24 protein-coding genes are annotated in these 24,498 nt (G+C 39.4%); 5 read left to right on the top strand and 19 right to left on the bottom strand.

Annotated elements, in window-relative coordinates; translation table 11 throughout:
* Positions 1–10: 10 nt before the first annotated feature.
* The gene (locus V7K38_RS04415) at positions 11–1,045 is read right to left on the bottom strand and encodes an aromatic ring-hydroxylating dioxygenase subunit alpha (RefSeq protein ID WP_334855757.1); all 1,035 of its coding nucleotides are present in this window, start codon (positions 1,043–1,045) and stop codon (positions 11–13) included.
* A 136-nt stretch (positions 1,046–1,181) separates the two neighbouring features.
* Here V7K38_RS04415 and V7K38_RS04410 point away from each other — a divergent pair, with 136 nt between their 5' ends.
* Positions 1,182–2,306: a hypothetical protein gene (locus V7K38_RS04410; protein WP_334855756.1), complete on the top strand. Its 1,125-nt coding sequence runs from the start codon at positions 1,182–1,184 to the stop codon at positions 2,304–2,306.
* 160 nt (positions 2,307–2,466) lie between these two features.
* On the opposite strand, the gene V7K38_RS04405 is transcribed toward V7K38_RS04410, so the two are convergent.
* The 10 genes from V7K38_RS04405 to V7K38_RS04360 form a co-directional block, all read right to left on the bottom strand.
* Positions 2,467–2,865, bottom strand: a complete 399-nt coding sequence (locus V7K38_RS04405; RefSeq protein ID WP_334855755.1) for a type II toxin-antitoxin system VapC family toxin — start codon at positions 2,863–2,865, stop codon at positions 2,467–2,469.
* The gene (locus tag V7K38_RS04400; protein WP_334855753.1) at positions 2,862–3,107 is read right to left on the bottom strand and encodes a type II toxin-antitoxin system Phd/YefM family antitoxin; all 246 of its coding nucleotides are present in this window, start codon (positions 3,105–3,107) and stop codon (positions 2,862–2,864) included. Before V7K38_RS04400 ends, V7K38_RS04405 begins: the two co-directional genes overlap by 4 nt.
* 41 nt (positions 3,108–3,148) lie before the next feature.
* Positions 3,149–3,439, bottom strand: coding sequence for a 2Fe-2S iron-sulfur cluster binding domain-containing protein (locus V7K38_RS04395; RefSeq protein WP_334855860.1), 291 nt, complete (start codon positions 3,437–3,439; stop codon positions 3,149–3,151).
* A gap of 18 nt (positions 3,440–3,457) precedes the next feature.
* Complete coding sequence (locus V7K38_RS04390) at positions 3,458–4,663, bottom strand: P-aminobenzoate N-oxygenase AurF (RefSeq protein WP_334855751.1); 1,206 nt, start codon at positions 4,661–4,663, stop codon at positions 3,458–3,460.
* A gap of 39 nt (positions 4,664–4,702) precedes the next feature.
* Positions 4,703–5,608, bottom strand: a complete 906-nt coding sequence (locus tag V7K38_RS04385) for a ferritin-like domain-containing protein (protein ID WP_334855750.1) — start codon at positions 5,606–5,608, stop codon at positions 4,703–4,705.
* Between the two features lie 146 nt (positions 5,609–5,754).
* Positions 5,755–6,840, bottom strand: coding sequence for an aromatic ring-hydroxylating dioxygenase subunit alpha (locus tag V7K38_RS04380; RefSeq protein ID WP_334855748.1), 1,086 nt, complete (start codon positions 6,838–6,840; stop codon positions 5,755–5,757).
* Between the two features lie 5 nt (positions 6,841–6,845).
* Positions 6,846–7,586: a hypothetical protein gene (locus V7K38_RS04375; protein ID WP_334855747.1), complete on the bottom strand. Its 741-nt coding sequence runs from the start codon at positions 7,584–7,586 to the stop codon at positions 6,846–6,848.
* Positions 7,587–7,846: 260 nt separating this feature from the next.
* Positions 7,847–8,851: an aromatic ring-hydroxylating dioxygenase subunit alpha gene (locus V7K38_RS04370; RefSeq protein ID WP_334855745.1), complete on the bottom strand. Its 1,005-nt coding sequence runs from the start codon at positions 8,849–8,851 to the stop codon at positions 7,847–7,849.
* Positions 8,835–9,248 (bottom strand): Mpo1-like protein, encoded by a 414-nt coding sequence (locus V7K38_RS04365; protein ID WP_334855742.1) that lies wholly within the window; start codon positions 9,246–9,248, stop codon positions 8,835–8,837. The genes V7K38_RS04370 and V7K38_RS04365 overlap by 17 nt, the downstream gene beginning before the upstream one ends.
* A gap of 399 nt (positions 9,249–9,647) precedes the next feature.
* Positions 9,648–10,421: a uracil-DNA glycosylase family protein gene (locus V7K38_RS04360; RefSeq protein ID WP_334855740.1), complete on the bottom strand. Its 774-nt coding sequence runs from the start codon at positions 10,419–10,421 to the stop codon at positions 9,648–9,650.
* Positions 10,422–10,520: 99 nt separating this feature from the next.
* Between V7K38_RS04360 and V7K38_RS04355 the strand changes: the two genes are divergently transcribed.
* The gene (locus V7K38_RS04355; RefSeq protein ID WP_334855737.1) at positions 10,521–10,856 is read left to right on the top strand and encodes a type II toxin-antitoxin system RelE/ParE family toxin; all 336 of its coding nucleotides are present in this window, start codon (positions 10,521–10,523) and stop codon (positions 10,854–10,856) included.
* A 10-nt stretch (positions 10,857–10,866) separates the two neighbouring features.
* Entirely contained in the window at positions 10,867–11,181 is a 315-nt protein-coding gene (locus tag V7K38_RS04350; RefSeq protein ID WP_334855735.1) for a helix-turn-helix domain-containing protein, read from the top strand.
* A 43-nt stretch (positions 11,182–11,224) separates the two neighbouring features.
* Here the strand turns inward: V7K38_RS04350 and V7K38_RS04345 are convergent, their stop codons facing one another.
* The 4 genes from V7K38_RS04345 to V7K38_RS04330 all read right to left on the bottom strand — a co-directional run bounded on the left by V7K38_RS04345 (position 11,225) and on the right by V7K38_RS04330 (position 17,251).
* Positions 11,225–12,931: an N-acyl-D-amino-acid deacylase family protein gene (locus tag V7K38_RS04345; RefSeq protein WP_334855732.1), complete on the bottom strand. Its 1,707-nt coding sequence runs from the start codon at positions 12,929–12,931 to the stop codon at positions 11,225–11,227.
* A 156-nt stretch (positions 12,932–13,087) separates the two neighbouring features.
* Positions 13,088–14,851, bottom strand: coding sequence for a hypothetical protein (locus tag V7K38_RS04340; protein ID WP_334855730.1), 1,764 nt, complete (start codon positions 14,849–14,851; stop codon positions 13,088–13,090).
* 108 nt (positions 14,852–14,959) lie between these two features.
* Complete coding sequence (locus V7K38_RS04335; RefSeq protein WP_334855729.1) at positions 14,960–16,243, bottom strand: glycosyltransferase; 1,284 nt, start codon at positions 16,241–16,243, stop codon at positions 14,960–14,962.
* Between the two features lie 576 nt (positions 16,244–16,819).
* Positions 16,820–17,251 (bottom strand): biotin carboxylase, encoded by a 432-nt coding sequence (locus V7K38_RS04330; protein WP_334855728.1) that lies wholly within the window; start codon positions 17,249–17,251, stop codon positions 16,820–16,822.
* A gap of 134 nt (positions 17,252–17,385) precedes the next feature.
* Here V7K38_RS04330 and V7K38_RS04325 point away from each other — a divergent pair, with 134 nt between their 5' ends.
* Positions 17,386–17,997 carry a hypothetical protein gene (locus V7K38_RS04325; protein ID WP_334855727.1) on the top strand — a complete coding sequence of 204 codons (612 nt, stop codon included), beginning with the start codon at positions 17,386–17,388 and terminating at the stop codon, positions 17,995–17,997.
* 298 nt (positions 17,998–18,295) lie between these two features.
* Here V7K38_RS04325 and V7K38_RS04320 read toward each other — a convergent pair whose 3' ends face one another.
* A complete protein-coding gene (locus V7K38_RS04320) occupies positions 18,296–19,498 on the bottom strand; it encodes an alpha/beta hydrolase (RefSeq protein WP_334855726.1) in 1,203 nt (400 codons plus the stop codon).
* Between the two features lie 210 nt (positions 19,499–19,708).
* The gene (locus V7K38_RS04315; RefSeq protein ID WP_334855724.1) at positions 19,709–20,614 is read right to left on the bottom strand and encodes a shikimate dehydrogenase; all 906 of its coding nucleotides are present in this window, start codon (positions 20,612–20,614) and stop codon (positions 19,709–19,711) included.
* A gap of 81 nt (positions 20,615–20,695) precedes the next feature.
* Here V7K38_RS04315 and V7K38_RS04310 point away from each other — a divergent pair, with 81 nt between their 5' ends.
* Positions 20,696–21,634 (top strand): alpha/beta fold hydrolase, encoded by a 939-nt coding sequence (locus V7K38_RS04310; RefSeq protein WP_334855723.1) that lies wholly within the window; start codon positions 20,696–20,698, stop codon positions 21,632–21,634.
* 287 nt (positions 21,635–21,921) lie between these two features.
* Here the strand turns inward: V7K38_RS04310 and V7K38_RS04305 are convergent, their stop codons facing one another.
* On the bottom strand, positions 21,922–23,430 hold the full coding sequence (locus V7K38_RS04305; protein ID WP_334855721.1) for an acyl-CoA synthetase: 1,509 nt from the start codon (positions 23,428–23,430) through the stop codon (positions 21,922–21,924).
* An 85-nt stretch (positions 23,431–23,515) separates the two neighbouring features.
* Entirely contained in the window at positions 23,516–24,496 is a 981-nt protein-coding gene (locus V7K38_RS04300; RefSeq protein ID WP_334855719.1) for a magnesium transporter CorA family protein, read from the bottom strand.
* Positions 24,497–24,498: the final 2 nt, after the last annotated feature.

The following is a 24,498-nucleotide window of genomic DNA, read 5'->3' as shown; positions in this document are numbered from 1 at the left end:
CAAATTATTTTCAAACCCAAAATGTAACTTCTACTGATTGATTTGGCAATAAACGCGGATCTTCTCCACGAGATATAGCCGCTATAATTGACTCTACAAATATATGAATTGTGTCCGCAGGCGTATTATAAAATTGTGTCCCGTATTTAGCGATCGCTTCCCCTTGAATACCCAAAATTTCCACGTCTTGGCGGATAATGTGTTGAGCAGTCCACCGCACAAACGAACGTGCTAATTTATTCCAGATACCGTAGTTATAGGTGACATCTGTGTAAACGAGAGTTGAATTATCATTTTCTGGAATAGATTGGCTGGTAATGAACAAATGGCGATTATGTGCCATTCTATACTCTACAGAGGTAATATTTGGCATATAAAAGCGATCGCTATGTTTAATCTCTGCATTCTGCAAATTCAGAAAACGGCTGTACCATCCCAAATTACTGTTTTCGTTGCGATACTCCACCAAAACCGAACCATTGCAGCGTTCTACAGTCATCTCTAACTTTTGTTGGCGGGAGGTACGGAAAACACCAGGATGAACAAAAGCCGTATGGGGAATATCAATAAAGTTCTCCGCACAATTAGTCACATTGTTAGCAAAACGGTTAATTACCCGCACCGTCTCCCATCCGGTTTGTCCGTAGTGAGGCATAGAAAAGGGTTCAGTCTCAATACTTGGGGCAACACTTGGGGTATCAGCTAACCGCACATAAACATAGCCATCTTGTTCTTTGGTAGCGTAACACTTGGCTCGACGCTGTGGGGAAGGTTTGAAATCATCTCCTTCGGCTGGAACTGCAATAACGTTTCCAACCCCGTCATATACCCAACCATGATAGGGACATTGTAAAGCACCATTACAGATTTTACCTGTTGATAGACGGCTATTGCGGTGTAAACAGCGATCGCGCAAAGCTACGGGTTGTCCATCTTCACCGCGAAATATTGCTAACCATTCTCCTAAAACGGTGCGTGGTAATACCTTGTTAGGTTGTAACTGTTCGCTGAGTGCGACAATATACCAGAAATCTGCAAATTGCATAGTGGGTGAGAGCGATCGTATTTAAATTATGGCAATGTCTTGAGTGGAACGGCATTGCGTGTTGCTTAAAATCTAGGTATAATTTTTATTTAAATTTTGTATATTCAAACATTAAACTTACCAAAATGTACATAATATGACGAAACTAACAATAAATTTTAATCCTTACCTAATTTATCTTGAAAACCTAAAATACATTGAAGATTTTTCTAACCTATCAACACTTGCTTATGGTCTTACTTATCAACTTTTAATAAAAAAGCCAAAGTCTGAATTACCAAAAATTACTTTACCTGAAGTAGCAAAACAGGATATTTCATTTAGTATGGCGGATCAAGAAGTTGATAAGGTTGAAATTACATGTACTTGGTTAACATTTGAAGATTATGCAGAAAAGTGCCAAGACGAAATTGATAGTATACAAAAACGTGCGATAAATGGAGAGCTTGGTCTAGTTACTCAAGATCCTAAAACTGGGAAAGATATGCTTATTTGGCCTCCAGAAATGAAGTCTAGACCTCTTTCAGAATTGCCTGAAGTAGGAAAGAGTATATTTACAGTTTCTATAAAAAGAAAAATAGAAGCTCATCTTCCATTTGATCTAGAAATAGAAGAAGATTTTGAAAAGCTTCAAAATACTTTTTTAATGTTAGCCCATTCGGTTGGGAAACTGGATGAGGTACATGATAATACAGAAGCAATGCTTTTTCGCAGTTGTTTTCTACTCAAGTGGACTATTTTTGAAGTTTTTCTTCGCAGTACAATTCATGAATTATTTAGAAAACATCCTAATAAATTAGGAAATACAAATAGAGGGAAGAAAGCAACATTGAGCTATAGCGAAGTTGCTAAGTTGAGTGAAAATTTTTCCTCTATTGATCAACTTAGAGAAAAAATCGTAGAAAAAGAAATTAAAAATCAACAAGAAGAAGGGGAATCAGTACATGGTTTAATAAACTTTCTCAACAGAGAATTTTCGTTTAAAAATGATCCTTATAAAGCTTGGTATATTTGGAATGGAACAAAATACACAACTCATTACAATGATCTTCTAGAATTAAAAGAAGTACGCAATGCTCTAATTCATGATGGTGGTACAGCGTCTAGCGAAATTATTAAAAAGTACCCCCACTTATCAGTTCGAGATGGGATTATTTTTATAGATCGGGATTACTACTTAAGAGCTAGTTTAATATTAAAGTCAATAGCTTTTCTTATTGCTAAAAATATTGACGAGGGAGATTATCAAGTTGAGTGTTGACATTTATAATCTAAACCTAATGTAATATTTTAAAGTGAGTATGTTGCTTTGACGCTAGGAAACCCAACATTTCCAAAAACTGACAAGTGCGATCGCCAGTTTGATAGTATAAATAGTGGCAAGTTGTTGTACCATAAGCAACAACCATTGAAGTAAAATCTCACGATTTAGCAGCCCAAAGCAGGGAAATATCGTATTTATTGAACATTGAATCGGCACTGACAAGCGTCATTTCTTGTATCTGAGCCTGTGCAATCAACATTCTGTCAAAAGGATCTCGATGATGCAAGGGTAAAGCAGCCGCTTGTAAAGCATGAGACGCTGTAATTTCTAGCGATCGCATTCCCAACTGTGCCATCCGACTAGAAATATAACTGTCTAAAGGATCTGGCAGTGGTAACTTACCGATAGCAACTTTTATACCTATTTCCCAAATACTGGCAACTGATAACCATAATTCATTGTTTTCATCGGCAATGTGTGCGATTGCCTGCTCATTCAAACGCTCTGGTTGGGCAAACCACCATAACCAACACTGCGTATCTAACAAAAGTTTCACTCATTATCGCCCTCAAATGCCGCCAACATCTCATCTGGTAAAGGAGCGTTAAAGTCTTCTGGCACCACAAAACGCCCTTTATCCTTTCCTAAACTATCGTGGCGATTTGATGAGGTGCGAAACGGAACCAACTTGGCAATAGGAATGCCTCTGTCAGAAATAATGATTTCTTCTCCATGCTCTACCCGTAACAAAAGCTGTGAGAGATTCGTTTCAGCTTGATGGATATTTACAGTTTCCACGATTTTATTCAACTAAGTCTTTAAACTAAGTTTAACTAAATTTATCCTTCCATCATACGAATTTCAACATTACCTATAACATTAACCTGACAAGCTAACCGCGCATGAGGATTATTAGGTGCTAAAGTCTCTAACATTTCCTGTTCATCAGGTTGAGAAGGAGGAATATTACCAATAATCTCAACTAAACAAGTGCCACAAATACCAGTCCGACAACCAAACAAAACAGGTGAATTCTGAATCGTAAGATATTCAGACAAATTTTCATTACATTCCAAAGTTATAGAAACAAAATCACTTCCCGGAAAAGATATCTTACATAAATCAGCCATCATAAAAAACAGTCTTATCTAAACAACACTCTTCCATTCTTCTTTATGCCTTTGCATCCCTGCGTGAGATAAAAATAAATCCTCTTGATATTCAAAACCTTGAAAAGCCCTTTTTTGAGTCGCCAAATATCGAGAAATTGAATTCATAGCCATCAGTGACATATCCCGATTACGTTGCCAAAGATAATCAAGGTTTTCAACATAGACTTGATAAGATTTCATCGCTTCCTGATGAGTTAAAAAACTGCGCTGTAATCCTTCCGATTCTTCTGTAAAACAACGCCGCATCATTTCCTTAGTATCCATATCACTCATCTCAAAAATAGGCGATCGCAACACTTGATAAATCTTGCTATACAGCGCCGGATCGTACCAAAAAATCCCGTTTATCGCAGCTGAAAAATGAAAGTGATCGCGCTGGCATCCCCATAAGCCTAAATTAGCTACCAGTCGCTCAAAAGCAGTCGGTGGCTTCAGGCAAGTAACAACATCGTGAGATATAATTGTCGAACTATTGAAGTGAAAGCTTTCATCCATGAAGTGATAATAGGAGACTTTAGCCGGAATTGGTGCAGCTTCAGGATGGGGATGTTTTTGATAATAATTGCTGAGTTTGTGCTGTACTAACTTGCCGTTTAGTGTCCGCACTCCCCGGACTGTGAAATACTGACAAGCCAAAAAAGTATTATTCGCAGAAATTAGCCCAAAGTATTGAAGTTGAATTTTTTTCCACCAAGTTTTTAGAGCATTGGTGTCAGCATAAACCATCGTTTCTGTAAAGGGGCCGCGCATGGGGTAGGTAAAGATAAGTTCCCCAAACAACGCTTGTTCAACCTCTTTGGCAATCGTGCGGAAGGCGTTAATGTGCGATCGCTCCTGACAAGATTCCAAATCTAAGGTGTCGCAGATTAAGCGGAAATCTTCTTGAGCGTAAAGTCCGGCTGCACTGGTTTGATTGAAAAAGATAGTGGCAATTTCAGCAGAAACAATTTGTGAGTAGTAAGCTACCCAGTAAAGTTGGTTCAAAATTATACGCTGATGTTGGCTGGACTGTTCCCATAAAGGTGTACCATATAACAGGGAAAATTCTTCTGGATTCCAATACTCGTTTTGACAATCTTCATAGCGAAAATTGGTGACAGCTTCATCCATTAAAGCAGTATGGTCTTGCTGTTTGTTGCGAGTGTGGTTAATTTGTAATTTGCGATAAATAGTTTTTTCCATATCCGTTTTGATTTAACGCAGAGATAAGATTGATATTGATTACACGCATTGATGGGCGGGGAGGGGTTGAAAGGCTCCGCGTTCTTCCAAGGTTTGCAGGATAGACTGGGCTGATTTTATCCCCATGAGCGATCGCAATATTTGTAATCGCGTTCCGCTATGGGTTTCGGTATCCAGTTCTTCTAGAATTTGGATTTTTTGCGATCGCGTCAGATGTCCTTTTACTTGTTCGACTGCTGCGAGTAAGCTTTGTGGCCCCACCTGTACCATAAACAAAAACTGTGCCAACACATCGAGAATTGTTGTTTGACTGAATACTGAAAGAGAAGTTTGATTAAACAAGGTGGTTCCCGTAGCGTGATGACGGGATTCAGATTGTAAAAAACTGGAAAAAAGTTCTGCTAAAACTGGATGGCGACATTCTTTAGCTAAACGCCGATAATGGCTTAAACCCCATCCTTCTAAAACGACTTGCAGCACAAACAATAAAACTGTTTTATCTGCACTTTCAACCACTTCTGATAGTAAGCGCAAAAACGGATCGTCCGTGCTAGTTACTTCCATTTCTGGTAAAAAATGGCTAATTTGGTGAAGGTGGGTAGCTTCATCAGCCGTAAACAATCCATAAAGAATTCGTTCTTCAACTGTTTCTGCTAACAGTACCATTTTTGCCATATAGCCAACGCCTGCTTTTTCAATGAAATATGATTCTTCTAGCAGACTGCGGTTGGCAAGTTCCAGAATAGCAGATTGTTCAGTAATATTAGATTGTTGAAAAATTTTGACTTGATGTAACTTGAAAAATTCAGTATCCCAATAATTTAATTTTGGGTAATTAGTATAATTATTCTGATTGGGTAATGCTGCTGCTAATATACGTCGTAAACTATTAGAATAATCTATATGTGGTAGATCAAAACCTACAATATTATATTTAAAATCCATGTTTTTCCTGTTCAATTAAAGTGAATTCATGATTAAAATTTGAGAGGACTTTTTAAAAGCTATATTTTTTACTGAAAGCATCTAATACCCCCCTTATAAAGGGGGGAAACTAGAAATCCAGTCCCCTCCCCTTGTAAAGGGGAGGGTTAGGGTGGGGTAATGTCACAATTTGATGTGCTATACGACACTTTACAAACATCCTCTGATAGGGTTTGAATGTTTGGATAATTAACAGTTTCCCAACTTCCCCAGGTTAGAGCTTTCTGCTGATTAACGTGCTGAATAAATTCCATAATAGACTGATCTGCTTTAGTAGGAGTCCTCAAATCAAACTGAATTGTTTGAAATACCTGCGTATCCCCTTTTGCAAAGTAATTACCAACCTGCTGGGTTAACCATAACAAACCACGATTTAAAATCCATCTCCAAAATCCCGGACGATTAGGAGTGACAAGAATTGTTTGCCCTTCAGTTTTACCACCTTCTATCATTCGCAGCGTAAATATAATGTAGAAGTGCAGAAAATCCGGCCCTAGCGTCACAGTGCCAGTGCTGCCATACCAGTAACACATACTATAAGTAACTTCGTTGCGATATAGAGGACGAATCAGGCGAATTAACCAAGAATCATCACCTCCCCGTGTAGTGTTACTGAAGGTAATAGCGTTGGAGTTGAAGTCTTGAGAATCAAATACAATCTCTAAAGGCAGATTGTGTACTGTATTGAAATGATGAGCATCAATCGCATTAATTAGCAAGACATTGGGATGGCAGTTTTTGACAAATCGAGTCCCCAATATATAATCGCAATTTACCTGTTCTAATTCTGGTACAAAGGGCAGCAAACTTGGCTTTTCTTCTCCCACCCAAACCCAAATCATGCCGTACCTTTCCGCCGTGTGCCAAGTTTTAATAGACACAGGTAGCGGTTTTCCCAGAGAAGGAACATCTACACAAATTCCGCGACTGTCATACTTCCAATTATGAAAAAAGCAGCGAATTCCATCACCTTCTACCTTACCTTCTGCTAAATGAGCGCCCATGTGTGGACAATAAGCATCTACAGCTATTACCTGACTACTAACTCCTCGATAAATTGCCATATTTCTACCTAGCAATGTGATAGCTTTTATCTTGCCAATTTTTAATTTTTTCGATGGTAGTGCCCAGTACCATCCCTCTATAAATTGAGTTGGATTGTTAAAGTTTGATTGTAGGTTTGTAGATGGCATAAAATTTAAATTAAAACACAATCTTGCACAAATTCTAACGATGATTCTGACTCCCACATCCGTTTTCCAGCACGAGTGAGATTGTCATAGTTAATTTCAGTTAAACAAACTAATTCATCCCCTAATCTATAGCCGGGGTTTTTTTCTTCAAAAAACTGGATATGGGGGTTAGTCTGTCTTCGTGTGGGGATTTCAATCAAACCTTCACGGAGAATTTGAGGATGCTGAAAATGGACGATACCAGTTGCTTCTTGGTATAAACTACCATAGTATTCGCGTGCTAAATTCCCCATTAGATTTTTAACATCCGCAGGTGTTGTAACATCATAACGCGGGTAGAAATCTTGCCAAAAAGTAGGGAGAAAACGATAAGTGCGAAAACCAGAGCAAATTAGCAGCCAGTAAAGTTTATTTTCTGCATAGTGTTGACGCAGAAAATTGATAGCGGCAATCCAACTACGTGGTAGTGTCGTACTCGACCAAGCACTAGGATCGACGATAGTATCACCAGAATATACCACACTAATTTTTTCTCCCAAAAAAGTCTTTTGGCATAACATCAGAGTTGAAAATCCTTTGAGTGCGTTGGATGTCTCATCTCTCAACAACAAAACCCAGTTTTTGCGCTCTAGATCGACTAGAAACCCATCCCAGGTTATACCTTGGAAGTGATTTTGCAGCAACGCATACATGGCAGTGCGATCGCTTTGTTGCAAATTTTCAACAGGAATCAGCAAACTCTTCATTACGCGGAAATTACCTAAACTCGATTTGTATTATATTTAATTAAAACTTTATCGACCATTATGGTAAATTTACGGTGTAATGTGACAGATTCCAGAATGGTTATTTACGCTACAATTCCGTATTCACATCTTGCACCTTCTCAATAAGAGTTGATGGAAATCGCCTAATCTACAAAATAATTAAGATGTATTTAGATTGAGAAACAAAACGCAACATCATCAAACCTTTTCTTGACTTATCCTGTCGCTAACGCAGCCTACTATTCTACACCTCTATTTTTTGACCATCGAGACGGTTTTAGCTGATTCACATACTCCATATATTGAGCTAATGGCCGATCAATACTAAGAAGCAACTTCGGATTAAAGCGAATATTGTCGTAAATCTTACCATCTTCATCTCTGAGCATATAGTAAGCCAAGCGAGTACAGAATAGCAAAAACTGACTCAGCAAATATCCCACAATACCTTTACGTTTTTCAGTTACATAAATCGGTTGAATTCTCGTTCTTTCTGCTGCAATGGGAGTATAAGCATATATCATATACAGTGGCGGAAAAAGCCTAACATCTTTCATCATTGTTAACAAACCAATGCAACCATGAGCATAACGCATTGAATACTGATATGTAGAACCCAGAAATCTTTGACCTAACTTTTCTCTAAATGTAGTTTTGGGGAATTGTCCCCGCATTGTAAAGTCAATTTGCGTCCCTAATTCGCTGCGATGTAGCGACAAATCCATTTTGATGTCTAAATGATGAATTGTTTTTAAATGTTGAGCATCAATCCCATTCATCATACAAATATGGTGATGGCAACTTCTTTCAAATGCAATATCAGCTTGTGTAACAAGTTCTTTGTAATTCAATTCATCAAAATTAGCCACTTTCTCTGGTGCTTTAGCATCTGGATAAATCCAGATAAATCCATACTTTTCCTCTGTTGCATAAGCTTGTAATTTAGCTTGAGTAGGAATTTCTGATTGACAGGGAATATTTTGACAAAGCCCTGTTTCATCAAATGCCCAATGATGAAATGTACAACGAATCCAATTACCATCAACCTTCCCAATTCCTAAATCTGTCCCTAAATGAGGGCAGTAAGCATCTAAAGCCCGTACTTGCCCGTCTTCGCCTCTAAAAATGGCAATTTTTTGACTGCATAATTCTACAGATTTTGCTGTTTTTTTAGGTATTTCATGACTAGGACAGGCAATATACCAACCCTTAGCAATTACATTCCAATTATTGAATATTTGCATAATTGTTTGATAGATAATTATTTAATATTTCTTGTCGTTGGCGAATATCATCTCGATATTTACCCGTCAAAATTCTAAATAACATTTTACCTAAACAATAAGAAGCCCGCCAAGAAAATACAGCATCTTGTAAATCAATATGGCTACGCTCAAATAACAAATGTCCAGTTAATCCTAGTAACTGAGTTAATGGTAAGCCCAAGAGTAACCAAAAATTTTGCAACTTCCAAGTGTAAAAAATTAAACTGTAAAAAAAGAATATTCCTAGAATGTGTAGAGTAATATTAATTGGATGCTGATGTTTAAGAATAAAAATATCCCAATAGTCTGTAAAAGGATGATCCAAAATTTGACTATTAATTAGATTTCTCAAACTTTGTTGAGGGTTACAATTCATGTCACTCACAAAAAGATGTTTGAAAGAGCGATATATTTTATACATCAATAGTCATTATCAGCCACACAAATACCTTTACATTTAATACCGTTCGTAGCAGTGCGCTGACAATGAGAACATAGAACTTTTTCGTTTTCTGTTTCTTCATTTGTCTTTATACTAGTGCTTGACTGTAGCTTGTCTTCGTCGGTCTGAAGTTTTTCACTCATAAGGATAAGCATAGAGGAATTTTCGCTGTTTCAATTTTACAAGTTATTTAGGAGTGATTATTGGTGAGGTACAGTTGCTGAATAAAGCGATCGCTCCACCCGCCGTAGGTATCAATCTGATAAAAATGGTGTGTTTTTATTTTTTCAGGTAGCGTATAAGATTAGCGATCGCACTGGCAACTACTCTACTCTACAACCCTGATAAGTAGGGAAAAACTTTTTCCTGCCAGAAATTAATCCGGTTTTCTCGTGTTGCTGGTTTACCCATTAGTTTACTCCAAGCATGATGTGCTGCACGACTAGGATGAGGAAACTCAAGGTGTTTGACTTCTAATTTTATACTTTTAATGCCGTTACTTGCTTTTTTTCCCCAGGTAACGATCGCAAGTGGTTCAAAAATTTCTAACTCTGCCTTCAGAACTTGAATGAAGCGAGTACAATCTTGCTTGTTCAGATGAATACCGTCATCAGAACTAGCCTTACTTACCCATACTTTGAAAATGTCTGTGAGGTAGACTCGGTATCCTGCATCTAGTAAGACTTTGATCAAATCAAAATATAGCCTTGTATTAGGCAAATCCTCACGACAATTTTTCAAATGCAGAGCGTAGGGTGTTCCAATACTAATTTCCTCTACTTTTTTCTCACTTTTTCTTAAAGGATCTTGTCCGACGATAACAACTGTTTTCTTATTTGAAATATTATTATTCTTTTCAAGGAAACTTGGAATATCTACTCCAATAACTAAAGCTTCTTCGTAGCATTTCTGAAAGCTTTCATCGTGAGAGTGAAAAATATTTCTGGGAAGACTATGTTCGGGATAGCCCTCTAATTCAAATTCTTGCTGCATTACTTCATAGAGAGCTTGTAGATGACTTTGTGAAATATCCAGAACTTGAGATAACTCCTTATGCAGGGCTTCTAATTCGTTGGCTTTAAATTGGGAAAACAAATAATCTGACATAAATTTAAAAGCTATGACAAATACAACATCAATGTAGTTTGCCCATAATCTAATCTCTAAGTTAATGGATCGATATATCAGATATGATATAAATACAGGATGGGAGATCAAAGTAAGCCTTTAGTTTGGCTGCATGGTGAAGTTAAAACCCCACCTTTCACTCAAGAAGCACGCATTGAAGCGGGTGTTCTGCTCAGACAATTACAGGAAGGTGAATCCCTTGCGTTGCCACATTCACGCCCTATGTCAAGTATAGGAATTCACTGTCATGAATTGCGTATTCGAGATACAGATAAAAACTGGAGAATCATTTATCGAATTGATGACGATGCAATCTTGATTGTTGAAGTTTTTAATAAAACAACGAGAACAACATCCAAGAAAGTAATTGAGGTTTGCAAAAAGCGTCTGAGCAAATACGATAACGATCAATAGGAGTAATGTGATGGATCAAGCTAAGAGAGAACGTTTGGAATCTAAAGGCTGGAAAATTGGCACAGTTTCAGATTTTTTGGAGTTAACATCTGAAGAAACTGTCTTGGTTGAAATTAAGCTAGCTCTCAGCCAAAACTTGAAGGAGCGTCGGCAAAAACTGATGACTCAAAGTGAACTTGCTGCTAAGATTAGTTCCAGCCAACCTCGGATTGCTAAAGCTGAAAATGGCGATGCTTCAGTATCAATTGAATTGTTAATTCGGGCAATGTTAGCAACAGGTGCAACTCCCCAAGATATTGGGCAGGTGATTGCTGGTGTGGGGTAAAAGCAATTTAATGCTCGCCTCTCAAATCTCCGCATGAGATAATTCAACAAGGAGACAAAACAGTTCCCAACTTTTCACGCCCCAAGCGATCGCTCACCTCACCCCTACAAACAACCCGAACCCCATTAATATAAACCGCTTGCACAATCTCATCCGAACCACGCTTAACCATCCGAGGTTCACCGTCTAAAATGGGATCTGATATCTGCACCTGCGGGCTAATTGGCTGATTTAAAGCATTGGGATCGAGTAAAACTATATCCGCTTTCGCACCAACTTTCAGAACTCCCGTATCCAGACGAAACCAACCAGCAGGTTCTCCGGTAACGCGGCAAATCGCAGCTTCTGGTGAAAGGAATTTCGTTGTAACTGCTTGCTTGAGTAAAGACAAAGCTCCATCATAGTAGCCCAGGTTACGCACGTGAGCGCCAGCATCGGTAAAACCAGGCAAAATATAGGGATGCTTCATCATCGCTAAACGGGGTTTTAGGCGATCGTTCGCTCCTGTAGCCACCCAGCGTAAATCTGTATCGTATTTTTGTAATGCGTGAATAAATAAATCTACTGGCTCTTGTTGCTTTTGACGAGCAATTTCTGCAAAACTTAACCCTTGCCAACTTACTTCGGGACAATGAATAACTTCCATCAAATCTAACTGACGATGGAATGATTTCTGCCGTTTACTCAGCCATTCTTTAAGAAACTGACGACGAAATATTTCCGATGCCCATAGTTGTTGTCTTTCTTCTCGTGACTGACAGCCATTGAGTTGTGCGCCTGTGGAGAATTCTTCAAATAAGGGAGTCACAGATCCATCTGAGTAAATGGTGAAGGGTTCAGTTAGGGTTTGAAAACGCACATTCCCATTTAGCAGCCAATTCCAAATAAAAAGTAGGGGAGAAAATATTCGCCATAGGTTGCGATCGTGTACGGCATCCAAAGCAGAGAGGACTGTTAGGCGCAATGGTTTTTGTCCAATGCCTGAACCCATCCGCAGAATCTCTACAAAGGAAGTAAGTCGTTGTAAATTGGGTGTGACTTGAAAAACTAGATTCCCTTGACGACACAAATCTGCTAACATAGCATATTCTTTAAATTTGGCGTGTTGAGACGGAATTGTGCAGCCTTGCCATTCTCCACTCATCCGATGCCAGGGAAACATATCAATAGAAATGCCAATAAAGCCAGCGTCTAAAGCATCTCTGGCTATGCGCTGCATAAGATTTAGTTCAAATTTTGTCGGCTGAAAGGTTAAGCTGCGTTCTAACCCCATCACATGAGCGCGTAAGGCACTGTGTCCAAACATTGGGGCAATATTGGGGCCAAGGGGTAACTGTTGCAAATGCTGTAAATATTCTGCTGGTGTCTGCCAGGAAACCGACTTTTCTAGCCATTTTGCAATCAGCCGATGGGAAAGTGTCTCTACCCTCTGAAAAATATCAGCTAAGATTTGGGGTTCTGCGATCGCAACAGACAAGCTACAGTTACCAATAACCACGCTGGTAACACCATGACGAACCGATTCACTCAATCCTGGTGCAATTTCTAACTCTAAATCGTAATGAGTATGAATATCTATAAATCCAGGTGTCACCCATAACCCAGAAGCATCAACTACTTCAGAGGCTTCAACAGGTAAAGATGGAGCAATTTCTACAATCCGTCCATTTTCAATCCCAACATCACCGTGAACAGGTGCAGATCCTAAACCATCAAAAATTAATCCGTTTTGAATCAGCAAATCCAACATGATTCTTTGTTGCCTTTTGGTTGTTATTGGATCTGTTTAAGGTAATTATAGGCTGGGAATTTATTGTAAATGGCGATCACTTGTATTTAAATAATCATCAATTTGCCGATAACCTGTGGTTAATTGGCGAGTGCATTCCATCTGTTATGGAACTTATTACTCTTCCATTTTGTTGTAGATAACTTTATATACGTGAATACCAATGCGAACATCTTTTTTAGTTAAATGAGTTTTAGTTCCAACAAGCATTCCTACTTCTGCAACTTCAATAAGATTCTTTTCAAACTCCAATGACTCACATTTTTGCTCTTCAAAGATAACTGGAAGATGAAAAGCTATCCTATCTCCAAGTCTGAGGGACAATGCTTCAATTTTAATACCCAAAATTCCTTTATTTTCTATAAAACGTTCTATTGTCCCAATAAACTCATAGTGACTTGGCACAATATTTATTCGTCCTACTTGGTAGAATAAATCCTTTATTTGTTTATGATTCCATTTGTTTTGAACAAAACTTCTTGCTATTCGATGCAAATCCCATGTCGTTAGAAGTCCAATTTGTTGTTCTTTGGCTACATCTAAAATTTCTTGTCTAAAAGGTAAAGTATTATCCCGTTCAAGAGGTGGAATATGTCTCTGGTGGTTAATTATGGTTAGACCCTGAATATTAACCCTTTTCCATTCTCTCATCCGTAGTACAACGTACTTTTGCACTGCTAGAGCGTCATCATCGCAAGGAAAGCCCTTGATTCCCTTCACTTCAAGTAGTAGCGTTGTTTCATAGTCATGAATCTGCAAATCTTCCCTGTTTTGCTTCTCGATACCTTGCGCTGCTAATTCCTGATCAGCATCTTTAATTTGTTGAAATCCTAGTATTTGCAAAGTTTTTATGATTGCCTGAACTAGTGCATCTCCTGTTTCTGTCAGTAGATTAAATAGATAAGCATTAGTTTTTTGCTCATTTTCTATTTCTTGTTCTAAAACTGCTACCTTTAAATTTGCTTCCTCACGTATTTCAACTATCTTTTGATGTAATCTATTCACTTGATGTAAAGTATATTCAATTCGATGTATCCAACTTACATATTCTTGTTCTGGGAATAGAGATGGTACTAAATCGGGTAATATCTGCTCAATTAATTTAGTAGTAAAAGCCGCTTTTTTCTTCAGATTAGGTAAAATCAGAATCCATCCTTCTCTTCCGTCTGATGGTAACATTAAGCCGGCAACATCATTACCAAATTTATTTTTTAACAATGGTTGCCATTCTTGTTTTAACCATGAGCCTAAAGAAAGCGTACAATTATAAGTTGCGTCTTCTAAATATTCCGATAGTAATAATATAATTGGCCAATTTTTAGGAAGCTCTTGAGGAAAGTTGAGCATCGCACCATGATCATTCCCAATTTTATGGTGAGCTTGATCACCAAGCATTGTCAGAAAATTCCAATTATTAGAATTTCTTTCTAGTTTAGGCTGAAATACTGAGTAATTTTTATAACCAAAGTAATAATTTTGGATTTTAAGGGCATCTGCAAAAATTACAAAGACTCCCCCTGTGTTTAAAATTCTGTCAAAATCACGTTCTACCAAATAACTCCAAAAAGGTCGTGGGTTGACATAGCCTTGTCTATGATCAACCCACCATTCATCTATGCCGTCTTGTGGCTCTTTTATATCTTCTTTTATAGAAGCATAGCTGAGGTCATAACACATATCAATGACTATAATTTCCTGTTCTTTATAATCATGAGGTAAAGTCGACGTGTGACACAGAGGAAAGAAATCGTTTTTTTGTTTAACCTTGTAAGGATCTCCCAGACTACCTACTGACACGTTGTAACCTTTAGCTTCTAAAACTTTGGCTGCATCTTCAGCCATATCAATAAATAGAATTTTAGGATGCTGGTACTTTGGCATTTTGCTCTATTAATTTAGATACTATTGAAGCCGAAAACAGAGAACACTATTTTTACTTTAGCTTGTACGCACGCAATTCTGCAAATTCAACGTTATACTTCGTTTTTATCAGACATTTTCACCATGATGCTCAGTTTTAACCCAGCGCGATCGCTCCCTTTGCACACACATCTTGAAAGTTGTCACAATCATCACAGGAATCCAATGCACCATGTATAATGACCCTTGAATTGTTGCCCAAACCAAAGACCATCCTCGTAAATTTTGAAATTGGTAAAGTCCAGCAATAAAAGCAATTGTCAGAATAATACTGAGGAGTGTTTGCAGGGGAAATAGAACGGGATGATGGCTATAAAATATTGTCCAAAGTAAGTCGGGGATTAGCCCAATTGGTAGAAGAAATTGTAATAGAAAAAACAATAGTAAATCAATTTCTTTTGCCCAACCTAAAGTCAGAATTTGCGGAAAATAATCTAGATAACGCTGATAGCCACCTTCTGCCCAACGACAACGTTGATACCAAAGTTTTTCCCAAGTAGTTACACCTTCTTCCTGAATTGATGGAACTGTCACAAACTCAATTTCTGCACCTGCTAAATAAAGTTTGAAGCAAAGATCCAAATCATCGGTGACAGTGTTCTCATTCCAACCTTGACACTTTTCTAATAATTCCCGCCGAACTAACATCCCATTACCGCGTAGTTCAGACATTCCACCAATAGCAATCCGATGGGTTTGTAGAAAGCTATCACAGAACATTTCCATCTGCTGACAACGGGTTAAGAAGTTGGTATTAGCATTAGAAATCGCTTTTCGCACTTGCACTGCACCTATAGCTTGCTTCTGAAATAAAGGTACTGTTTGCTGGAGAAAATTGGTAGGTAATTGAGCATCTGCATCGCAGACTAGAATAATCTCCCCTTGAGTAAAGGGAAACACCGCATTCAACGCCCCTGATTTACCACCTTTTGATTCCCGTCGATGAACTTGCAAAGCTGGAAACTGAGTTTGTAATTCCCTTAAAAGTTGGGGAGTTTCATCCGTACTACCATCATCAACAACCCAGATATCTAGGGAATCGCTGGGATAATTCAATTGGCATAGGCTGTAAACTAGATTAGCCAAGACTAAACTTTCATTTTTAGCCGGAACTAAAATCGAGACTGGCGGTAAATAAATCTCATTCTCCATTACCGCCGCAACTGGTTTTGCTAACAGCATCCGTAATGTTTGCAGAGTCAGGATTGTTGTTAATCCCAGCATCAACCATTGTGTTTCTGGTAGCCAGTGCAGCAAACTCACACCACCCCAAACCAATAAAACTACTAGGGTTGCTTTGAGCCGGCGATGAAAGATAGTATTTTTACTGGGCTGATAAGTGCTTCTTCTCACTTTATTTGCTATATCCTTTCGGTTTGTGGCTTAGTCCTGCGACGTAATAATAACATCGTCACAGTTCCCAGCAGGAAACCGCTTACAGCTGCTGCAATTGCTAGAATCCGCCCCAATTGTTGAGCAGCATTCAATATGAATGACCTTGATATAGCGGTTCTCATTTATGTGAGGTACACCCTTAGAGGATGTTTGAAAAGTCCTTTTCTTAGTACCAAAACGTTTGAGATCCCCCTAAATCCACGCCACGTGCTTCAAGTCGGCAGAGCCGCCCAACGCAGTGGCTCCCCTTAAAAAGGGGGACTTTGATTCCAGTTCCCCCCTTTTTAAGGGGGGTTAGGGGGGATCAACAAGTGCCTAAAATCACAGCTAAATACTTTTCAAACAACCTCTTAGGGGCAATTGATGAATTGCCCATACACCTTACGAAATGATGTTGTACCACATTTGAATGGGAACCGCTATAACAACATTACGGGTTTTGACAACTCCAATGATGTGATAAATGGTCAGGCAGGTGACGATATATATAATTGAGAGCTTCGCAATTTTATGTATAAATAGCTGAAACTGTTATTACCTACGCACTTGACCGCTAAATCCAGCTGCTTTAAACTGCTTCAGCTTCAACGGAGTAGGCTGATTTGCAGGTACGGAAATTCTCAACTCAAAATCGCTAATACCTGTTGGTACTTCAGCAATAGAACCTAAGCGAGTCCGGTTTTGCATCACCGAGTCGTTGTTGGCATCATAGATACGTCCAAAAATATCTGCGTCGTAGACTGTTTTATTAGTGCTATTTTCTGCCTTGCCAATGACAATAAAGCAATTGGCAGCTGCGCTACCACTACTGATTACAGCCCCTTGTGCTAGTTCTGGGGGACAATCCTTATAACCAACATCAAATAATTTAATCTGTGTCAACGCTACAGCAGGGGGAGCGATCGCCAACGATAGAAACACGATGACACAGGAAATCAAAACAACCGTGAGTGAGCGCAACCGCATAGAATACCCCGTTACTGAATCCAAGAATATGTAACTTATAATCTCAGCTTACCTGAATTTAACTACAACGGATTGAAGACTTTAATTTAACCTTTGTAATAATTAGGGAAATAACCCTCAATTGCTATTAACTTATGACTCCAGATGAGATTGAAGCATCTATGCTCGCAGCCTTTAATGATTGTGATGCAGCAAGCTGTCCTCTCACTGACACGCAGAAACAGATATTATTGCAAGTGATTGAGCAAATTCAGGGGAGTTACGCCTTCGGGGTGTCAGATATTGCTAACCCCTTGGATGAACTTACCCCAGAGGAGTTAGAAGCATTTTTACAGTTTGTTAAAGAGGAAGAACAACTTAACCGCACTTGGAAAGTGCAATTGCTCAACGACTGGCTGCTAGACAATGACTCTGGAACAGTACACTTTATTCGGCAACGTTATGGTTTACAGTGGCTGAATCGGGTTGAGTCATGCCATTTTGATAAGTATTCTTATTTTGAGGATGCACTAAAGTTAAGAGTAGGCGATCGCATTGAAGTTTCTAATGCACTATGGGAATGGGTGCAAGAAGATGGGCCTTGTAAGCGTGAATGGTTTCCTTGTATGGTGATTAAAGTCAATAAAATTAGCAATGATGATGATTCATCTACTAACTGCGTCGTCCGCTTCTTTAACGGCGCTGAGTATGAAATTCAAGGAATGTACGAATGGAATCGCTATAACTGGCGTTGGCCGCAGAAATAGCACTGTTAGCAGTAGCAGGGCGTTTAGCCCGTGCTGAGTAAATCTCATTGAGCCTCTGAACTCCATTAGTGAACCTCTGAACTCCATTAATGAGCCTCTGAACTCCATTAGTGAACCTCTGAACTCCATTAATGAGCCTTTGAACTCCATTAATGAGCCTTTGAACTTCATTAATGAACCTTTGAACTTCATTAATGAACCTTTGAACTTCATTAATGAGCCTTTGAACTCCATTAATGAGCCTTTGAACTTCATTAATGAGCCTTTATGCTCTGATTGCTGCTGTATGTTAATAAAATTATTGCTTAAACAACGCCCAAGCCAAAAACCTCTCGGTATGATATAACGCTAATTGATTGCTCACACCGTTGAAAACGGCATCAAAAGCGTGTTCCGCCCAAGGAATTTGTAGAAAAACCGCAGTATTACCAGAGTTATCTAAACGTTCATACATCTGTCTGCCAAATCGCGCTTCTACCAAATGGTCACGACTGCCGTAAATTAATAAGGTTGGTGGTAAAGGGTGCGTTAGATAATTTATCGGTGAAGCTATTTTATATTGATTAGGTAATTCTTCTAAAGAACCACCCATAAATGCTTTTAAAACAGCGCGGGTGTTGATCGGATCGGGAAATGGCGGTGTTTTGTATCCTCCAGGTAAGTTAACAGGGCCGTAATAGTTGACTACAGCCCGAATGGGTGGTGCATCTGGTTGATAAGCCGCTAGCATTGCTAGGTGCGCTCCCGCAGAACGTCCTATAAGTACCATCCGTTCTGGATCGGCCTCATAAGCTGCTGCATTTTTGCGAATAAAATTTAAGGCTGTACGCACGTCATCTAACTGGGCTGGAAACTGATATTTAGGTGCGTGTCGATAGTCGATCGCAAATACTGTATATCCCTGATGAGCGATATATTGATTAAACTCAGAATTGGCATGAGGATTGCCATATTGCCAAGCTCCACCATAAATTACTACCACTGCTGGATATTTTCCTACCTCTGGGGGTTGGTAAACTTCCATTTTTAAAGGCACTCCCGCAGGAGAAGCAAAAATAATATCTTTTTGATAACGAGTTTTTTCTAATGGAATACCTCCGAAAAAATTAACTAGGTTAAAGGGATGGGTTTGCATTTTAGCCCTTATTTGGACTGGGATTTTCTCTAAATAATTTGCTCCTAACCCTTGCTTCATGTCTTTATCCATCTGTATTTCAGTTAGTGGGATATTCACTAGCACCCATGCACAAAGGAGCAATCCTATTAAGTTGAAAATGAAAGATAAACGCCGTATTTTACGGCGACGGATGTAGAAAAAAGAAAGTAACAGAGAGAGTGAATTTAATAAAAATAACCAAGGGCTAACTTCTGGCGCTCCTACTGCTAGGGTGAGTAAAAACATATTTGGAGCCGGAAGAATAATCCAAGAACTAAGAAATAGGCTTATAAAACTTAGTAAGAATACAAGCCATAATAAAACTATTTTGGGTTTGGATAACATACAGCAGATTGGAATTTGGTGAGGTACAGATGATCTTAAGGGCACAGCACTGCTGTGCCCCTACCTGTGTACTTCATTTACTTAAAAAACGCTGTAAATTTAATAGCGATTACCCATACATAATAAAAGAACCCCACCCCCAACCCCTCCCCGCAGGCGAGGAGGGGAGACAAAGCACAGCTTTGGCGGGGTGGGGTTCTCCTGATTTTATCAACCAAAGCCTAAATGCTTTTGCAAAGCTTGGCGCATTACTTCTACAGGTATATTTTCCTGCTGCAACCAAATTTTTAAGGCTGCTACCCCTTGTTGGACTAGCATTTCTAAGCCATCGATCGCAATTGCACCTTGTTTTTCAGCTTGCTTTAGAAATTGCGTTGGTTTAGGAATATATATTAAATCGTAAGCGATCGCACCTGTTGGTAAATTTGCTATTTCTTCTCCATTCAAAGGCGACTGATCAACCTTGGGATACATACCGATGGGGGTTGTGTTTACCAGCAGATTCGCTTCGGGTATTAGCTTTGGCAATTCCTCCCATTGATGAACTTGTAAATTCTCAGCTATGGGTGAATTGCTCCAACTATTGCTAAATTCTTGTAATCTCTGCACATTCCGCCCAATGACGTGAATTTTAACAAAACCTAGTTGGTGACAACCTGCTACAACTGCTCTGGCTGCACCACCATTACCTAAAATTACCGCTACCTTCTGACTCCAATCTTGCTTATAGGTTGTCTGCAAAGGGGCGATAAATCCTTCTATATCTGTGTTTGTCCCCACCCATCGATTATTTTGGCGACTAACAGTATTTACTGCGCCGATAGTTTGGGCAAGAGGGGTAATTTCTGAGAGCAGAGGCATGATTGCCTGTTTGTGGGGAATTGTAACACTAAAGCCGACAACCCCAATAGCGGCAAAGCCTGCGATCGCTACTTCTAAATTCTCTGGTGCTATGGCTACGGGAACATAAACATAATCTAATCCTAAATTAGCGATGTCTACGACGAGCTGCGCTAACGCAGCATTATGCATCACAGGCGAGAGTGAATGCTCCACCGGATGTCCAATTACCGCTAGCAGTTTAGTTTTGCCTGTAATTAATCTTTCTTTAGTCATAGTTATTTCTCCCTTATCTCCCCCGACTCTCTTCTCGCACTAGCCTACAATTATTAAAGCTACTTAACAATTCTTTGAATCATGCAGGCAACAACAGCCCCCTCTACAACCCCAATTCCTGGTAAATATTGGCAGTGGCGCGGGCATAACGTTTACTATGTGCGTGCGGGAGAGAAGCAAGGGCAACGTCCGCCTTTGCTTTTGATACATGGATTTGGTGCTTCCACAGACCACTGGCGCAAGAATATCACAGGATTGTGTCAAGATTTTGAAGTATTTGCGATCGACCTTTTGGGATTTGGGCGATCGGCAAAACCAAAATTGCAGTATAGTGGCGACTTGTGGCGCGACCAACTCCATGATTTTATTAGTGAAGTAATTGGTCAAAAAGCAGTATTAGCGGGTAATTCCCTTGGTGGCTACGCTGGTTTGTGTGTCGCAGCCCAACGTCCCGAAAGTGCAGCTGGTTTAGTTTTGCTCAATAGCGCCGGGCCTTTTAGTGAAAGCCAGCCTACATCTGAGCCTGAAGCTTTACAATCAGAAATCCAGCCTCCCAAACAATCGGCTAATTTGCAGAAACTTCTTGGTGACAGTACTAAGTGGATTTTTCAACAATCTTTAGCCCAGTTTTTGTTATTTCAATACGTGCGACAACGTTGGGTAATTCGCCAAACCCTAGAAAAAGTTTATCTTGACAAAACTGCCATTACCGATCAATTAGTAGAAGAAATTTCTCGCCCTGCTAACGATCCTGGCGCATTGGATGTGTTTGTTTCAGTCTTTAGTACTCCTCAAGGGGAAAAAGTTGATGTGCTACTAAAGCAATTAACTTGTCCTTTATTAATGTTATGGGGAGAAGCCGATCCTTGGATGAATGCTAGAGAACGTTCCCAAAAGTTTCGTCAATATTATCCTAAACTGACAGAACACTTCTTAACAGCCGGTCATTGTCCCCACGATGAAGTACCCAATAAAGTAAACCAACTTTTAGCTGATTGGGCTTTGTCTATCACCAATTAATACAAACCTCTCCCCGCCTTTAACTTTAATTCAATGTCCCTCTGCGACTCGGCTACGGTGTACACACAAGTCGAAAAACACGATCCACGTAGCTTCAATCTAGTAGGGTGCGTTATGGACGTTACTCCTAACGCACCGAAAATCTAGAATGGTGCGTTAGCCTCCGGCATAACACACCCTACACATACTTAAATTTTTTCAGATGATATTAGATATCATCTCAATAAAATCAACAACTATAAATCGAACCCGAAGTAACTCCAAGTCTAGTTCAGCCTTGACGATCGCTATAATCGAAATAACTCAACCACTGTCGGCTTAGTCACTTTCCCCATTGCATTACGCGGTAATTCTTCAACTATCAAAATTTTGGTTGGCACTTTATAAACAGCCAACCGCTCTTTTGCCCAACTCCTAAAAGATTCTAATGTCAAAGGTTGTAACCCTTGCAATACTAATGCAGCACAAACCCGTTCACCCCATTCTATATCTGTAACCCCAACCACTGCACATTCTTGAATATCTGGATGCGATCGCAATACTTCTTCAATTTCTAAAGCTGAAACTTTATAGCCTCCGGTTTTGATGATATCCACACTCATTCGTCCCAGAATCCGGTAGTTGGTGTTCTCAATTACGGCGGTATCTCCAGTACAAAACCAGCCATCTTGGAAGGCTTTGGTTGTTGCTTCGGGGTTTTGCCAATATTCGAGAAAGACTCCAGCCCCTTTAACTTGGATCTCTCCTGGTGTTCCTGTTGGGACTAACTCTCCCTTCTCATCGACTAATCTTACTTCAACTTCAGGCAGAGGCTTTCCTACATATCCACCCAACCGTTCACCGTGTAAAGGGTTTGATAGTGCCATACCAATTTCCGTCATCCCATATCGCTCAAGCAGAAAATGGCCGCTAATACTCTGCCACTTTTCTAAAACTTGAATTGGTAACGCTGCCGAGCCAGAAACCATCAGACGCATTTTAGCACAGCCTTCTGACATGGTTTTTTGACGTTCCCTAGAGGCATTTTCCCAAGCAGCAATCAGCTTTACATAAATCGTTGGTACTGCCATAAATAGGGTTAAGTCACCGTCACAAATTCGCCTCCAAACGGTTTCGGTATCAAAGCTCAATAGATGACACTCCGCCCCAGCCCATAAAGCACACGTCAGTACGTTAATAATTCCATGAATATGATGTAGTGGCAGTATATGTAAAATGCAATCGTTAGATCCCCATTCCCAAGCGGTAATTAAGCTAGTCACTTGCGCTTGCATATTTTGATGAGTTGTAACCACACCCTTGGGTTTACCTGTTGTACCGCTAGTGTAGAGAATTAAGGCGCGTCTAGTGATATCTACCTTTGGGAGCTGAGTAACATTAGATGGGAGGGTTTCTGAGGTAAGGATAAATCGCAAATTTAATGCTTCGGCTAGCGATTCTCCTGCAAAGACGCTGCGCGATCGCACTATACCTTCAAAATTAGGATGAACAACAATAATCGATGCTCCACAATTGGTAATTACATACTCCAATTCTGGGCGCGGATGAGAAATACACAGAGGTACAGCTATGCCACCAGCACGCCAAATTCCCCATTGAGTGGCTACATACTCAAACCCAGGCGGGATGAGAAAGGCGACTCGCTCCTCTTGTAAATCTTCTCTATTCTGAAGAAGAGTTGTTGCTATTTGACTGGAAGTGTGAAGCAAATCCCGATATGTAAAGGAGCCATCCGTTGTTGCAATGGCTATTTTCTCGCTGTGTTCCTCAGCACGAATAATCAATGGTAGAGTCACGTTTATTTACCGATTTAGGGTTGATTCAGTTTGCTTTTCGACAGGTTCAGATCCCCGACTTCTTCAAGAAGCCGGGGATCTAGTGCTATAACCAACGTTGTTTTTTAGCATAAGCAATACTAGAAATCACAATTAATGCCATCACACCGATTACAGCAGGATAAGCCCAAGGTTGCTCTAATTCCGGCATATATTTGAAGTTCATGCCATAAAAACCAGACATGAAAGTAATTGGTAAAAATACCGTCGAGAGGATAGTTAGGCGATTAATTCGTTCACCTGTTTTGCTAGCAATATTATCGCGTTGAATTTCCATTAATTCTGACATCCAGGCTCTCAAAGCTTGATATTCTTGCCATAATTTATCAACTTGATGAGCCAATTCTTCTTGAAATAGTTCTTTTACTGGCTGGGCTATCCATTGCAAATCTTCGTAATCCATAATAGCCATAAGCGATTTAATACTTTGAAAATTACGCCGCCCTGAACGAGTAGATTGCCTCATTGTGGCAATTCTTTGGTAGGTTGATTCATCACCAGAATCATCTAAAACTTCATCTTCTAAATCATCAAGCTTTCTAGAAATATAGTCAAATACAGTATGATAATTATGCAAGATTTCTTTAAAAATTAGATAAAAAAGATAGTCCATTCCCCACTTCTTAATATCTAAAGGGTGCTTTTGGAGATTATTAGCTAAAATACTTAAAACTTTTAGTTCAGTGATTTCAAATGTAATTATGAAATTTTTACCGACTACAATATTGCCACGTGCAACCTCAAATTGATGATTTTTTATTTGAGCAGTTAGAATTTCATAACTATCAAATAAACAATCTTCTACATTTTCATCAATTCCTAAAGGGGAATGGTTGAAAATCATGTTAACACGAGATGGATTGAGTTGAAAATGCTTGATAATTTTAGCCGTTCCAGTACGATCGCGGAAATGAACACAGCGCAACCAAATATTCTGGGAAGCATCAATTCTTTTCAGTACCGTATCGATATCCCGATGGGTGAATATTTCCAGGTTATCTGGATAAAAAGTCAGGAGAATTAGCATAA

The sequence above is a fragment of the Nostoc sp. genome, from assembly GCF_036917465.1.
Taxonomy (GTDB): Bacteria; Cyanobacteriota; Cyanobacteriia; order Cyanobacteriales; family Nostocaceae; genus Nostoc.
The sequence above is the reverse complement of the archived record's forward strand: the minus strand, read 5'-3'. Positions and strand labels throughout refer to the sequence as shown.